We start from the raw sequence: 14530 nt of genomic DNA, 5'->3' as shown, positions 1-14530 counted from the left end.
TGGTCGATGCAAGCGTCATGCCTCAGACCGCGTCTCATGGAACTTCTTGTAGCGCACCGCGCCCGGATGCGGGGCCCATTGCAAATGGAACACGGAAAGTCGTCCTCTGTAAAGGGGCCGACACGCGCCGCGCCCGGTCAAACGCCGGCCACCTCTGCCCGATTCCGGGCACGCGCCTCATGGTGGGGCAGACCGCTCGCCGGGACCTGCCCACCTCCCGGCCGATCAGGCGATGAGTTCTCATGGAGCCGATCCGGCTCGCACCATTTACCGTCCGGCACGCATATTGCTAGGCCTTGCCTTGCGCTTGGCGCCGACGGGTCTAAGGCGGAGCGCCTTTTTGGGGTCTCGGGAGTCACGACGGGTGCCAACATGGCATGGATGGACTACCAGGTTGAAAACTTTTACGACGAGGCCTTTGCCTTAGAGGGCCACCTGCGCCCTGGATCCAAGCTTTTATTTCAGTGCTTGTGTGGCCTATCCGCAGGCGAATTGGGTCGCTATCAGGCCTTGGCGGAGGCCGCGCTTTATCGTATGGGCATCACCTTCGCCATCTACGGCGGCAACGAAGGGGCCGAAAAGATCCTTCCCTTTGACATTATTCCGCGCATCATCGAGTCAACGGAATGGGCGACGCTGGAGCGGGGCCTTAAGCAGCGGGCACATGCCCTGAATTTGTTTATCGCGGACATTTACGGCGCAAGCAAGATATTGCGCGACGGCGTGGTCCCTCGGGATCTCGTTTTGTCGGCGCCGGCTTACCGGAAAGAATGCCAGGATCTGAGTGTCCCCCACGGTATCTGGAATCATATCTCGGGCATCGATCTCATTCGCGACCGATCCGGCCAGTTTTACGTCCTGGAAGATAATCTGAGATGCCCATCCGGCGTGTCCTATGTGCTCCAAAACCGTCGCGTCCTGAAGAGAATCCTCCCTCGCGTATTTGATGTCTCAAGGGTCCGGGCCGTCGATGACTACCCAAGCCGCCTCCTGGATGTGCTCGAGTATCTCGCTATTGCCCGGCAAGACGACCCGGTCACGGTGGTATTGACACCCGGCATGCATAATTCCGCCTATTTCGAGCATGCGTTTCTGGCTCAGCAGATGGGTGTCGAGCTTGTCGAGGGGCGCGACCTCGTGGTCCGCAAAAAAGTGGTCTACATGAAAACGACGAGGGGTCTCAGGAAGGTCGACGTGATCTATCGCCGCATCGACGATGATTTTCTGGATCCCTTGGTATTCCGGTCGGATTCTTGCCTGGGCGTGCCCGGGCTCATGGAATGTTATCGGGCGGGCCATGTGGCGCTCGCCAACGCGCCCGGCACCGGCGTGGCCGATGACAAGGCCTTGTACGCCTATATACCGCGCATCATCAAGTATTATTTGGGCGAAGACGCACTTATACCCAACGTCCCTACCTATCTCTGCCATGACCCAAAGGAATGTGACTACGTCCTGGCGCATATGAGCGAGATGGTGGTCAAGGCCACGGACGGGTCGGGGGGATATGGCATGCTTGTGGGTCCGACCGCCAGCGCATCGGAGTTGGCGCTGTTCCGGGAACGGATCGTGGCGAATCCTCGCCGGTATGTGGCGCAACCGACCATCGCCCTTTCTCGGGCGCCGGTCTTGGCGGGCGACCACTTCGAGGGCCGCCATGTCGATCTGCGCCCCTACATCTTGTATGGACGCGACATCTACGTTCTTCCCGGCGGCCTGACCAGGGTCGCCTTAAAAAAGGGCTCCCTGGTGGTGAATTCATCGCAAGGCGGGGGGAGCAAGGATACCTGGGTCCTGCAAGGCTAGAGGGGGGCGGTTTGCGCGGAAAACCCTGTTGCCGCCCGCACAGGCCTGCCCAGCCCTCCCCGTGCCGAGCCCGTGCCGTGGTATAAGGGATACGGATGGCGGGTGTCGGGATGGGCGCTGTCGTTTTTCGGCAAGGGTGCGCGCGTATCATGCGGTCATGGGTCGACTAGGCATACCATGAAAAAGGAGGCCGACATGCTCAGTCGAGTCGCGGAGTCACTATATTGGATCGGTCGGTACCTGGAACGCGCGGAGAGCATCGCGCGCCTGGTTGACGTCAATCTGCACCTGACACTGGATTCAGCCATGGATATCGGCGACCAGTGGGAGCCCCTGATTGACACCGTAGGCGGCCGGGAACTGTTCGCGGCCCGCCATAGTGCGCCCACCCGCGATTCCGTCATGTGGTTCCTGACATTCGATGCGGAAAATCCCAACTCGATCATCGCCTGCATCCAGCGCGCGAGGGAGAATGCCAGGTCGGTACGAGATACGATTTCGTCGGAAATGTGGGAGCAGGCCAACCGGTTCTACGCATTTTTATGCGATTCCGTGGGCTCGGATTATGCACTTCTCAACTCCTTCGAGTTTTATACGGAAGTGAAGATGCGGGTGCGGCTTTTTTATGGTCTGGCGGACGGCACGATGTCCCATGGAGATGCCTGGTGCTTTTTGCGTCTCGGGACGATGATAGAGCGCGCCGATACGACATCGCGCATTCTTGACGTCAAGTATTTCATCTTGTTGCCCGCATGGCTGGGGGTGGGTAGCACGGTCGACACCATTCAGTGGGCGGCCCTTCTGAAATCGGCAAGCGCCATGGAGATGTATCGGAAGCGATATAAGAGCATTACGCCGGCAAAGGTTGCCGATTTCCTGCTACTGGACACGGAGTTTCCTCGCGCGGTGCACTTTTGTTTGGGGCGGGCGACGATGGTTTTGAGGCAGCTCTGCGAGTCCGGCCCAGGGTCATCGCCTAGCGAACCGGAAAACCGGCTCGGAGCCTTGACGGATGAGCTTTCGTCGCTACGTATTGGACATATCATTGAGCAGGGGCTCCATGAGTTCCTGGACCGCCTTCAACAAAAGCTCGATGGCTTTCATGCGGCGGTGACCGCCATGTTTTTTCCACAATGCGGCACGGGGCATGTGGTGGATCCCGAGCACACACAATAGAGGACGTGCCGCGGACGCACGGCCCGAGGCTGGGCGCCGCCCTTCAGGCCGCGATCAGGGTCCAAGGAACATGGAGGCAAGGACATGCGAGAGCTACCGCTATTCGGGAAATGAGCCGCAGGCTCTGCCAAGTCCCCGGATGCACGGCAGAATAACACCAGCCCGGCCCGCCATTGGGCGTCCCCATCGTCGATCGGCTTTGCCCGGGATATGGTGAAATGGCGCGCAAGCGCGGGCGCCCCGCAAGACTTGCGCGGATCATTTCGGGCACGGGTGTACAGCTTGGCATCGGAGCGTGCGTCCACGGCACCATCGCTCCACGGATGCCAGGACTTCGTGGCGCTCGTCATTATGCGCGGATGGGTATGCGCGCGTCCCCGCAACGAACGTGGGTGATACGCGAAATATCGGGATCGTCCCGCCGGGGCTGAGCCGACTGCCGTGATGAGCCGGGCGCTACGGTATGTCGAAGGGACATAAAGGTCGGACGAATCAGGGGCGACTCCGATATCTCGGGGCGCTCGCCGCGCTATACGGAGACCTATGGCACAAACAGGGCTTCCCGCTCTATTGGAGTCGTTGCATGCCGTGCATTATACTCTTGGCCTATGAGCGATGACAACGATATTCGGCATGGTCGGCATTGTGTTTTCAAGATGCACATCCACTTGGTCTTTGTGGCGAAATATCGCCGCAAGGTGTTTGATGACGATGCCATCAACCGGCTGCGAATGATCTTTGCCACGGTCTGCGCCGACTTCGGCGCGCAACTGATCGAGATGGACGGTGAGGACGATCATGTGCACCTGCTTGTCGAGTACCCGCCCAAGGTCGCCGTCTCGAACCTTGTGAACAGTCTCAAGGGCGTGTCCAGCCGCCTGTTGCGCAAGGAACGGCCGGACATCGAGAAACGCTACTGGAAAGGCGTGCTGTGGTCGCCGTCGTACTGCGCATGCTCCTGCGGCGGTGCGCCCCTCTCCATCGTGCGCCAGTACATCGAGCAGCAACAGACGCCGCACTGAAAACCAGGGACGGCTACGCCGTCCGCGCTACGACCGAAGGAAGTCCCTGTGGGACCCTTCCCCGCCCTGATGGGCCATGCGGCCGGCGGGGCTTGTCGCGCACCGGGTCATTGCGGTGCCGATGGCCGCGTTTCTCGGTGTCATGGGAGATTGGCATGTCGGCCTGCCATTTTATGTGGGTCTGGAGAATGCCCACGAAAAGGCATTCTATGCATGGCTTTTGGAGGAATCCGCGGCCGTGATGCTCTTGTCGGATCTGGTGATACCGTGCCTCGCCCGCGCACCTGAGATCAGATGGGATCTGACCGGTGCAGCAATTCTCAATGTGAAGCGACAGCGCCTGGATCACCCGGTGACGATGCAAGAATGCGTCTGTCTGACGCGCCTGTGCCGGATGTTGGGCGCCTTCTCGTCATGCGGGACGCCACTCGGTGCCCATGGTCAGCGCCACATTGAGAATTGCTGTGACCGGCGTCGCAAGCTTGACTTCCGGCGTCATCGTGCTCGCGTTTTTCCAGGACCGGCTTGTGACCGTGATCGCCGTGGCCTTGATCAGCGTCGGGTTCTCGATCCTGAATCAAGTGCGCGCCTATTTCTTGATGGCCGGCCCCCCGCGGCCCTTGTTGGCGTGGGTTTTAGTGTTTCGGCTTCTCTACTGTTCGGGACAAGCGCCCTCAGCATGGGCGTATTCGGCGCTCTCGCGGTACATCTCGGTCCGCGCCCCGTTTTCTGGTTGTCGGCGGTGTTTTTGTCCGTGGTATTTATCGCAGGCGCAATCGGCTACGCCCGGATCGTGCAAGGCCCCGAAAGACCGCCCAAGCTACCAGAAAGCGCCGCAGTGCTCCGCCTGTAACCGCGCGGCGGTTCAGGGGGTGGTGACCGGCCATTCGGCCGGCAAGGCCGGCCATTCGGCCGGCAATGCCGGCCATTCGGCCGGCAATGGGTGGCACACTCGCCCATTGGGCGACATTCCGGTCTTTCCTGCTGTTCGACATTGTGGGCCGCATGGCCCATGTATTGTTTGAGCACGGACAGGGGCGCACCACCCACGGTGAGGATGCAATAACTGCGACTCCAGAATACGGGCTTGCTCCAGTAATACCGCTTCAGATGGTCGGCAAATTCCTTGCCCAGCAAGCGGCTGGTGACCGTTTCGGTGAGGATGCAATAACTGCGACTCCAGAATACGGGCTTGCTCCAGTAATACCGCTTCAGATGGTCGGCAAATTCCTTGCCCAGCAAGCGGCTGGTGACCGTTTTGCGGTTATTCACGAAGGCCGATGGCAATACCTTGGGTGTCAGGGCCCGAAGCCGATGCCCAGGATCCGTGTCACCGTGGAATGCCCGCACCTCGCGCTCCTATTGTGCCACTGCGTTGCGGCCAAGGGTCTCCCGCCGGTCCCGCATGGGGCCGGTCATGCACTTGCGGCGATATTTCGTGACCAGAACCAAATGATAGTTCCGATTATCAATACTCTGATGCCCGGTGTTTCCGAGGGTTTGCGGGGTCATGGTGGCCGAATAGAATGACGTCATGCCCTATCGCAAAGTCATGTATCGCCTCTATCCCAACGCCACCCAAACGGAGCGGCTGGAGACGATGCGGGGCTTGCATCAGCGGTTGTATAACACGGCTCTGGAAGAACGCATCCGCGTGTACCAGGAAACCGGCAAGGGATTATCGTTTGCCGACCAGTGTAAAGTGCTGACCCAATGGCGCCGCATCAGCGCCGGTCTTGCCTCTTTGAACGCCCGCAAGGGATTATCGTTTGCCGACCAGTGTAAAGTGCTGACCCAATGGCGCCGCATCAGCGCCGGTCTTGCCTCTTTGAACGCCCAATCCGAGCAAGTCACGCTCAAGCGCCTGCACCTGGCCTTTCAGGCCTTCTTCCGGCGGGTGAAGAATGGCGACACGCCGGGTTTCCCGCGCTTCAAGTCTCTCCGTCGCTATCCCGGCTGGGGCTACAAGACCCACGGCGACGGCTGGAGACTGCACGCCGGCGAGAACAGCGTCCACGGCAAGCTGTATCTCCAAGGCGTCGGACACATTCCGATGCGCGGCCGGGCCCGCACGACCGGCACGCCTGTGACCTGTGAGATCTTGCACAAGGCCGGCAAGTGGTACGCCTCCGTGACCCTGGAGATCGAGACCATACAGCGAGAGCGCGGCACCGCCATCGGCGCCTTTGACTGGGGCCTGACGGACTTCTTGACCCTCGCCACCCCGATGGGGATCGAAACGGTTGCCAATCCCAGACGCCTCAAGAACCAGTTAGCGGAATTGAAGCGTCTCGGGCAAGAGGTGTCGCGGAAAATTCGCATGGCGCAGGAAAGGACTGGCCGGAAAAAGGGTTTTCCGGTATCGGTCAGCCTGCGCCATGCCATCTCGCACTTGGCCCGGCTGCACGCCAAGGTGGCGCGGCAGCGCCAGGACTTTCTGCATCAGACCAGTGCAGGACTGGTGAAACGCTTCGGTGCCATCGGTACCGAGTCCTTGACGGTCCAGAATATGGTACGGAGCGGTGGGGTCCGGAAAAAGGGCTTGAACCGCGAGATTTACGCAGCCTCCCCGGCGGCATTTCTCAATATGACCAGGACCAAAGCGGAAGAGGCTGGGTCCTGGTATGAGGAGGCGCCGACGCGGGAGATCAAACCCACGCAACGCTGTCATGGGCCATGCGGCCCACAATGTGGGCCATGCGGCCCACAATGTGGATGCGGGCAGCTGAGGAGGCGCCGACGCGGGAGATCAAACCCACGCAACGCTGTCATGGGCCATGCGGCCCACAATGTGGGCCATGCGGCCCACAATGTGGATGCGGGCAGCTGCCGAACGAGAAGAAAACGCTCTCGGACCGGCAGCACCAGTGTCCGCACTGCGGTGCCACCTGTGGCCGAGATGAAAACGCGGCTCTGGTGTTGTTGCGTTGGCTAGATGCGAGGTTGTCCGGGCGGGAACCGTCCGAGGTGTGGAGCGGTGGAGGTTTCACCGCGACGACCGGCCATTCGGCCGGCAATGAGCACGAAACTCACGGGAACCGTCCGAGGTGTGGAGCGGTGGAGGTTTCACCGCGACGACCGGCCATTCGGCCGGCAATGAGCACGAAACTCACGCCATAGCTGTCTAGGCTTGGCGGGAGCAGTTCATCGCCAATCTGATCTGCATCATCATCCGGTATGTGACGGCATTGGCCGACACGGGTCAGGTCGTGTGCAGCCCGGAGGGCTACAGGCTCGCCACCCGCGCCTGATCGCGCCGGTGTCGGCGCCCCGACCGTCAGCCTCCGAGGATCCCGCTCCACTTCCCACCCCCTACCGCGCGCGGGAAGCGAAACAGGAAGTGCGCCTCGATTAGCGAAAACCCACCCCTCAAATAGGTGGGCGCCCTCGGCGCTCGCCCGCTCGACGGATCCCAGGATGACCTCCTGATCCCTCAGAATCTGCCGGACGCGGTGTGACGTGACCCCGTTATCCGTCATTGGGTTCACATCAAACCCATACTCAGCTAAGACTTTTTCCTTTTCGAGTGAGCCGGCATGTTGGCGGCGAGCTTCCGCAATACGGACTTTCCGGGGGCCGAGTTGGTTGATTTGCCGACTGCGGCAGGCTTTTCTATGGACGGCACGCGCGCTTTCCGGACCCGTGAATCTGTCGCCGACCTTGACTTCTTCAGGGTTGTCGTCTTTGTCTTCTTCTTGGCCGGCGTTTTGGACGCGGCGGCAGACGGTTGCGCCGCCTTCGACTTGGCGGTTCCCGCCTTCTTCTTCGTCTCGGGCAAGTCCGCGGAAATGTCCATCTCGATGCCGAACACATCGGAGAGTTGAGAGTCGTCGAGCGCCTGGCCCCTGGCCGGTGTCTTCCTGGTTTGGACGGAGGCTTCCGCGGCCTGAGTCACCAGGTCGTTGGGGTCCACCTGACGCAGCATGAAAAGAAGTTCTGGCTGCGCATCCAGACGCGCGCCGACGCCGTAGAGTACGGCGGCGACATGCTTGCACATCGTTGCCCAGTCCGGACAGGAGCAGCCAAGCTGGATATCCTTAGGCGTGGGGAAAAGCCCGGTCTTCGGCTGACAAATGCGCTCCATCACCGCTTTCGAGAGCTTGCCCTGCAACAGTTCGACCAGCGAGGCGATGGCGTCGGCGCATTCCCTCGCCAACAACTTCCACCGGGTGCTCGACACGGCGGCGATACCGATTTCGATTTGGTACAGGCTGGACCCGACCACCAGCGCCCGTACCTTGCCCGGCTCGATCTTCAGATCAATGACCGAGCCGTTGCGGACATAAGTGCGCCCGCGCGGCAGGCGGTTCTCGAAATCACTATAGGCTTCCAGGTTGTCACACCAGGCCCTGCCCCAGAAGGTTTTGGCGATGGCTCGGCCCTCGATGCAGACCGGATGTAGGTCCTTCCCGGCTTTCTTTGCCTTCGTGACCGCCTTCTCCGCCTGCGCCCGCCGCTTGGCGACCGGCACATAAGGCTTCCAGTAACCATAGCTCATGCCTTCATTCTCCGATGGAGTGGATATCGAGTCTAACCAGATCGAGCAACTCCGCATCGCTCATTTCTGTCAGGTTGATTTCGGCACCGCCTTCGAGCATATCCGTCGCCAGTTGTTGCTTGGATCTTATCAGATCGTCGATACGTTCTTCGATTGTGCCCCGGCAGACGAACTTGTGTGCCAGCACATTACGATGCTGGCCGATACGCCACGCGCGGTCGGTGGCCTGGTTTTCCACGGCAGGATTCCACCAGCGATCAAAGTGAATCACATGGGAGGCTGCGGTCAGATTCAGCCCGGTTCCGCCCGCCTTGAGCGACAGGACGAAAAATGGACATTGTTCATCTTCCTGGAAGCGATTGACGAGTTGGCGACGCTTGGCGACCGGCGTGCCGCCATGCAACACGAGACCTGCGCGCCCAAAGATATGGCCTAGGAAGGCCGCCAGCGGCGCTGTCATCTCCCGGAACTGGGTAAAGACCAGCACCTTTTCCTGCTTGAGGGCGATGACTTCCGCGATTTCCGCCAAACGCGTGAACTTTCCGCTTTCTTCAGGCTTCCAGGCGCCATCACCGAGCCACTGAGATGGATGATTGCATATCTGCTTGAAGCGCATCAGGGAGGCCAGCACCAACCCTTTGCGCTCGATGCCCTCTGTGGCTTCCAGTTTGGCGGCCAATTCCTTGACTGCGCGCTGGTACAGGGCGGTCTGGATGGGGCTCAGCGCTACCCAAGCGGTCATTTCCGTCTTGTCCGGCAGGTCGTCGATGATCCGCTTGTCGCTCTTCAAGCGCCGCAAGATATAGGGTTTGACTAGTGTGCGCAGTGGGGCGAAATGCGCGGTGTTTTTCGTCAATCCGGCGAAGGCCTTCTGTGAACCCAACAGGCCAGGATGAGTGAAATCAAAAATGGACCACAGGTCGGAAAGGCGATTTTCCACCGGTGTGCCGGTCAGCGCAATACGCGTGCTGGCCTTGAGCGTCTTGACCGCCTTCGTCTGCTTGGCTGATGGATTCTTGAGCGCCTGCGCCTCGTCGGCCACCGCCAAGTGCCAGGGTATTTTGAGCAGGTTGGGCAGGCGCATCAGTGTACCGTAGCTCGTAATGACCAGATCTATGCCCGCCAATCGATCCACGTCCAACGCGCGCAGTTCCTCCTGCGTCATCGCCGACGGGTGTGCGATAAGACAGCGCAAGCTGGGAGTGAAGCGTTCGGCTTCCTGTTGCCAGTTGGCGAGCAGCGACGCCGGGGCCACCAACAGGCTGGGGCGCGTTCGCTCCAGAGTCAGCAGCAGCGTCAACACTTGAATCGTCTTGCCCAGCCCCATGTCATCGGCGAGACATGCGCCCAAGCCCATCCGGGTCAGCAAGTGCAACCAGCGCACCCCCGCCTGCTGGTAGGGACGCAGGTTCGCTTTCAGCGGCAGGCCGGGAGTGACCGCGGCCAACCCTTCCGGCGAACGCAGGCCCTGGAGCATGTCAGCCAACCAATCGCCGGCGACGATTTCCGACCAGTCCGGATCGGTGGGTATGGCCTCGTCAAGCACCGCGCCTGCCAATAGGCGCATGGCCCGCCCGAAGGGCAACCCTCCCGCCGCCGCATCGCCGATACTGTGAAAACGCGCGATGAGTTCCGAGAGCCGATCTCTGTCTACCTCGACCCACTGGCCGCGTATCCATTGCAGCCCGGCGCTCGCCGCCAGCAGTTGCTGAATTTCGGCGGGGGTCAGCGATTGACCGTCAAGCGTGACTTCCACTTGAAAGTCGAGCAGGGCATCCATCCCAAGTAGCGAGGGATTCTTGTTGCCCACGGTTGCGGAGACCTTGGGCCGGGCGGGCCGATCAGCCGCCCACGTCTTAGGCATGCGCACGACGATACCGGCCGCTTGCAGATGCGGCACATCCTTGAGGAAGCGCACCGCCTCATCAACGTCCCAGCGCAAGGGGTGATAGATTTCGCCTTCATTCACCAAGTCGGTAAGCCAGGCGCAGTTTTCTGCCGCCTTTTGCACCGGCTGGAGCAGAGACAGAAGCTGAGCCTTCTTTCTGCCACCAGAGAACTCCCTCATCGCCTGCGAAAGCGGCATGTGTTGCGCTGTGCCCGTGGCCGACAAGCGTGATGTGTAGGTGGCGAGGAAAGCGAAGGGGTATTCTGCATCCTTGCGGTTTTCGGCAAGGTTGAAATGTACGCGCCCGACAAGATTCCAGGCCCGATGTTTCGCTTTGAGAAAATCTTGCAGCGACCCGCCGCAGGCGGCCCGTTCGGTCTTCACGGCGGCCTCGATGTCCGCCCACAGCGCAAGAAAGGTTTCCGGCGCCAGATACTCCGCACCCGTCATCGGCGGCACATCCAGGCACAAGGTCTCGAGAGCCAGTGCATCGGGGGCCGCGACGGCAATCTCGCCGTCTTCGGGCGTAGCGGTTAGAGCCGTCACAAAACGAGTCGCGAAATCCCGCCAGAAGGCCCACAGGGGAGGCAGTGCAGTGGCGACTTCTGCAGCACCCAGATGGAGCAGGCCGTGTCCCGTGCCTCGTGAAAAGGCGCCAGCCAACCGATCGGCCAGCGCATCGGACACATTCGGCGCATCCGGTTCCATCCCGAACTGGAGATGCCCCCTGGGCGTCAATTGCACGGCGACGTTCATACCGCGCGACTTTCCGCCAGGATGGGATATATCTTATTCATCCTGGCCTTCCGCTTTGCGCCGAGCCTTAATTCGTTTGGCCATCAGGTCAAAATCGCCCTCGAACAGCCGATCCCGCACGGTGCGATGTGTCGCGAATGCCCGCTCGGCACGAGCCTTGGTGGTTTCCGCCATGGCCTCGCCAGCATCCTGCAAAACCTCGCGGTCGCGTGCCTCGGTAAAACGGTGGAGACGCGCCTTGCGGGACTGCATTGTCATGGGGATTCGGGGTCGCACCCTATCCTCGACCCGATCCCGATAAGCCGGCGCCGATCGCCACAACTGCGCCATTTTAGCTTCGCTCAGGGAGCTTTTGGCGACGATGGCAGCGAATTTCTGCATCGTGCCGCTGGCCGCGTCTCCCAAGGCAGTCCGCCCCCCTGTTTCCTTGGCCGGCGCCGACGCGCGGGTAGAGGCCTTGCGCTGCCGTCAGCCCGTGAATAGCCCGATGGATCTCGTTCCGGACGATGACAAAGAAATCCTTCGGCGCCTGCGCCGTGACGTCGTAGCCAATCGCGGTAGCGTATATGCTGGGGATCTTTTGGTCGAGCTTACGTTCCGAGAGGCCGATTCCTTGAATGCGCCGCAGTGGCTCATCGAAATACTGCTCGGCCTGCACCGGACCATCATTCTTTAGACGCTCGTCGTCCATCGTGAAGCCCTCGATGGTGAAAGACTTGATCCGCCAGACCCACTCGAAGAGCGCGACCGGCGGCTATTCGGTCGCACTCTGCTCCTCAAATACCGTCACGTCCAGCAGCAATTCTCAATATGGCCAAATCCGCTCTTGCGCAGGGGTCGTGCTGCCTCGTAAAGGGTGGCGGTTCATCTTTGGCAGGGGTAAGGCTGGACAAAAGCCGTCGTTCGCCGTATAAGAGGTTGGGTCAATGTCATTCCGGTGGATTTCCCCATGGCTTGTCCTGTCTCTTCTCCCGAGCACGCCCTACACCTGCCACAACAAATGGCGGCATTCACCGAGCTGGCACGCCATTTTCCAGATCAGCGCACCGGAAAAAATCGTAGGTATCGTATGGAGGATGCCGCTTTGGGGGCGTTCGCCGTATTTTTTACCCTATCGTTACCGTTGCGCGCCGGCGAGGGCGCTCTAGCCGTCAACTGGTGCGAGTTGCGCACCACGGATGCGGAGGGCAAGACGATGTATCACAACGCCTTTGCTACGACCCATGCCATCGATCAAAGCCAGGTCGCCGACATTGTCAAAGCGGGACGCGCACGATGGCGCATCGAAAATGGGAATAACAACACCCTGAAAACCAAAGGGTATCATCTGACCCATAATTTCGGGCATGGCAAACAGCACCTTTCGGCCTTACTGGCGACGTTCAATCTGCTGGCCTTCCTGCTGCATACCGTGCAAGAGCTGACAAACGAAGCGTATCGGTCCCTGCGTGCGCGGCTCCCGACGCGGCAAATCTTTTTTGAACATGTCAGGGTTCTGACGCATTATCATTGCTTCGAGAGTTTCGCTGCGATGCTGGACTTCATGCGAGACGGACTGAACCGCACCCGCCGCGACAGTGGTTGAACCCTACCGTGGTTGAACCCTCATGATCGATACCCCTGTTTACGCATTCTGCGGTCAACCCTTGAGCCCGGCGGAGTGTCAATTGATCCAGGAGCTCACTCGTCGTTATGGCAGATTGAGTCGCCATGCTCTGGCGCAAACCGTCTGTGAACTCACATCCGCCATGACGCCCACCCCAAACGCATCTTCCTCCGTCCGCTGATCCACTCTGCTCGACAGAGGCTACAACAAACCGCCTAAACCTCTCGCAGGAACCCATCCCTATGGACGTATAGCCATTGCGAAAGCTCATATTGAGAATTGCTGCATCCGTCCGCTGATCCACTCTGCTCGACAGAGGCTACAACAAACCGCCTAAACCTCTCGCAGGAACCCATCCCTATGGACGTATAGCCATTGCGAAAGCTCATATTGAGAATTGCTGCACGTCCAGGGCGGCCCGGGGCGGAACGATGCGCGTTATGAAGGCCGGCATGAGGCCAGCGACGCTGCATCCGCCTACAGCAATTTTTTTACAAGAAGCATACCCAGCATCTTATCCCACGAGGTCTCGGTTGGCTCACCTCCAATCGTTAATCCGACATGTCTTGCTGTGGGTCGTCACACAAACTCAGGTAATCGAGCCGCCATTGTTTCATCTCGAGGGACTGTTTAGGCCTCGCCGGAGATTACTTGGCAAGAGCGGAGGTCTATGACGTGTGGATTGGGAGTACTGTCATTTTCCAGTCTTTGTCAAAACTTATCTTCAATGGCCTCGGCTGCTTCCTTGGCCTGTGTCCGCCCTTTCGCGCGATAATCGTAGGCGGGAGGCGTTTGACCCATTCGCCGATGGCCGTCGGCCCCTGCGCCCCGCTGATCACGGCACAGAGGATGATGGCGATGAGCGAGCGCTGGCTGTGGCGCAGCCCGCGCCGCGCGCGGGGGTCTTCCAAGGACCCCAGACGCGCAAAGAGTGCGGCTGCGTCCACGTCGGTCAGGGTCATGGTCTTCATCTCCTGGCGGGGTAGGTCTGGGTGCGGGCGTGGCGATGAGAGGACCAAGGACCCCAGACGCGCAAAGAGTGCGGCTGCGTCCACGTCGGTCAGGGTCATGGTCTTCATCTCCTGGCGGGGTAGGTCTGGGTGCGGGCGTGGCGATGAGAGGATCAGCCGGGCTTTTTTATGGAGGGGGTACACCCAGATCCGCTTAGGGGCCCCATGGGCGACATAGGTGTCGTTGGATTTGGCAAAGCCGCGCGTGGGCCCGAGTTCGATCCAGTTGGCCGCCCGGTAGCAGGTGCCGGCAAAGCGCGCCGGATCGATGAAGGTCTCGGCGAGCAGAAGGCCGTGGCCGTGGACCGCCTGCCAATCCGCCGAGAGACGCGCGAGATTCTGGCCCAGAATCCGCGAGGCGAGGTTCTGGACCCGCACCCCCGGCAGGATCAGGAAGCGGGCGTTGTTGGCGATGAGCCCAATACGTTGCCACTGCAAGGCCTTCGCCCAGCCGATCCAGGCATCCCGCGGGGCGCACTTCAAGGCCGCCGACGCCCAGCCTACGAGCGCCAGCCACTGCCCGTCCCCCTCTGCCCCCACACGGAGGGGGTTGTCCACCCCCACACGGAGGGGGTTGTCCACCCCCACACGGAGGGGGTTGTCCACCACATACCGCAGGCTGCGCCCCACGAGCGCGGTCAGCCCCAGGTAGTGGTGGGCGCGCATCAAGCGGTCCCACTCGGCGCGTTCGCCCGGACGGATCAGGCGCACGTGCGACACCGCCACTCCCCCCTCCTGGCCCGGATCGTTCATGCCCTCCGTTATGGC

10 protein-coding genes and 1 pseudogene are annotated in these 14530 nt (G+C 60.6%); 5 read left to right on the top strand and 6 right to left on the bottom strand.

Features of this window, described 5'->3' with window-relative positions:
• Positions 1-372 precede the first annotated feature (372 nt).
• From C4901_RS02550 to tnpA, 3 genes are all read left to right on the top strand, one after another.
• Complete coding sequence (locus C4901_RS02550) at positions 373-1806, top strand: circularly permuted type 2 ATP-grasp protein (protein ID WP_110135998.1); 1434 nt, start codon at positions 373-375, stop codon at positions 1804-1806.
• Between the two features lie 177 nt (positions 1807-1983).
• Positions 1984-2982 (top strand): alpha-E domain-containing protein, encoded by a 999-nt coding sequence (locus C4901_RS02545; protein WP_205736143.1) that lies wholly within the window; start codon positions 1984-1986, stop codon positions 2980-2982.
• 608 nt (positions 2983-3590) lie between these two features.
• Complete coding sequence (gene tnpA / locus C4901_RS02540) at positions 3591-4004, top strand: IS200/IS605 family transposase (protein WP_110135997.1); 414 nt, start codon at positions 3591-3593, stop codon at positions 4002-4004.
• Between the two features lie 780 nt (positions 4005-4784).
• Here tnpA and C4901_RS02535 read toward each other — a convergent pair.
• Positions 4785-5354, bottom strand: a complete 570-nt coding sequence (locus tag C4901_RS02535; RefSeq protein WP_110135996.1) for a transposase — start codon at positions 5352-5354, stop codon at positions 4785-4787.
• Positions 5355-5538: 184 nt separating this feature from the next.
• Here C4901_RS02535 and C4901_RS02525 point away from each other — a divergent pair, with 184 nt between their 5' ends.
• Complete coding sequence (locus C4901_RS02525) at positions 5539-6939, top strand: RNA-guided endonuclease TnpB family protein (protein ID WP_110135994.1); 1401 nt, start codon at positions 5539-5541, stop codon at positions 6937-6939.
• A 570-nt stretch (positions 6940-7509) separates the two neighbouring features.
• Here the strand turns inward: C4901_RS02525 and C4901_RS02520 are convergent.
• Genes C4901_RS02520 through rhuM (C4901_RS18790) form a run of 4 tightly spaced genes read right to left on the bottom strand, consistent with a single transcriptional unit; the run spans position 7510 to position 11837 of the window.
• On the bottom strand, positions 7510-8502 hold the full coding sequence (locus C4901_RS02520; protein WP_205736142.1) for a hypothetical protein: 993 nt from the start codon (positions 8500-8502) through the stop codon (positions 7510-7512).
• A gap of 4 nt (positions 8503-8506) precedes the next feature.
• Complete coding sequence (locus tag C4901_RS02515; protein WP_110135993.1) at positions 8507-11146, bottom strand: DEAD/DEAH box helicase; 2640 nt, start codon at positions 11144-11146, stop codon at positions 8507-8509.
• Between the two features lie 33 nt (positions 11147-11179).
• Positions 11180-11476, bottom strand: coding sequence for a RhuM family protein (gene rhuM, locus C4901_RS18795; protein WP_255410690.1), 297 nt, complete (start codon positions 11474-11476; stop codon positions 11180-11182).
• A gap of 1 nt (position 11477) precedes the next feature.
• Positions 11478-11837 (bottom strand): RhuM family protein, encoded by a 360-nt coding sequence (gene rhuM, locus C4901_RS18790; RefSeq protein ID WP_110135991.1) that lies wholly within the window; start codon positions 11835-11837, stop codon positions 11478-11480.
• A gap of 414 nt (positions 11838-12251) precedes the next feature.
• On the opposite strand from rhuM (C4901_RS18790), the pseudogene C4901_RS02500 reads away from it, so the two are divergent.
• Positions 12252-12731 (top strand): annotated as a pseudogene (locus C4901_RS02500) (ISNCY family transposase); the annotation flags it as partial.
• 689 nt (positions 12732-13420) lie between these two features.
• On the opposite strand, the gene C4901_RS02495 reads toward C4901_RS02500, so the two are convergent.
• Positions 13421-14488 (bottom strand): Druantia anti-phage system protein DruA, encoded by a 1068-nt coding sequence (locus tag C4901_RS02495; RefSeq protein ID WP_168185503.1) that lies wholly within the window; start codon positions 14486-14488, stop codon positions 13421-13423.
• Between the last annotated feature and the right edge of the window lie 42 nt (positions 14489-14530).

This window comes from Acidiferrobacter sp. SPIII_3 (assembly GCF_003184265.1).
Lineage (GTDB): Bacteria > Pseudomonadota > Gammaproteobacteria > Acidiferrobacterales > Acidiferrobacteraceae > Acidiferrobacter.
This window is presented reverse-complemented; position numbering and strand designations above follow the sequence as displayed.

What these genes read in the sequence shown, in the direction of transcription:
- C4901_RS02550 (WP_110135998.1), top strand. Translation starts at nt 373, where the DNA reads ATGGCATGGATGGACTACCAGGTTGAAAACTTTTACGACGAGGCCTTT.
- C4901_RS02545 (WP_205736143.1), top strand. Translation starts at nt 1,984, where the DNA reads ATGAAAAAGGAGGCCGACATGCTCAGTCGAGTCGCGGAGTCACTATAT.
- tnpA (WP_110135997.1), top strand. Translation starts at nt 3,591, where the DNA reads ATGAGCGATGACAACGATATTCGGCATGGTCGGCATTGTGTTTTCAAG.
- C4901_RS02525 (WP_110135994.1), top strand. Translation starts at nt 5,539, where the DNA reads ATGCCCTATCGCAAAGTCATGTATCGCCTCTATCCCAACGCCACCCAA.
- C4901_RS02520 (WP_205736142.1), bottom strand. Translation starts at nt 8,502, where the DNA reads ATGAGCTATGGTTACTGGAAGCCTTATGTGCCGGTCGCCAAGCGGCGG.
- C4901_RS02515 (WP_110135993.1), bottom strand. Translation starts at nt 11,146, where the DNA reads ATGAACGTCGCCGTGCAATTGACGCCCAGGGGGCATCTCCAGTTCGGG.
- rhuM (WP_255410690.1), bottom strand. Translation starts at nt 11,476, where the DNA reads ATGGCGCAGTTGTGGCGATCGGCGCCGGCTTATCGGGATCGGGTCGAG.
- rhuM (WP_110135991.1), bottom strand. Translation starts at nt 11,837, where the DNA reads ATGGACGACGAGCGTCTAAAGAATGATGGTCCGGTGCAGGCCGAGCAG.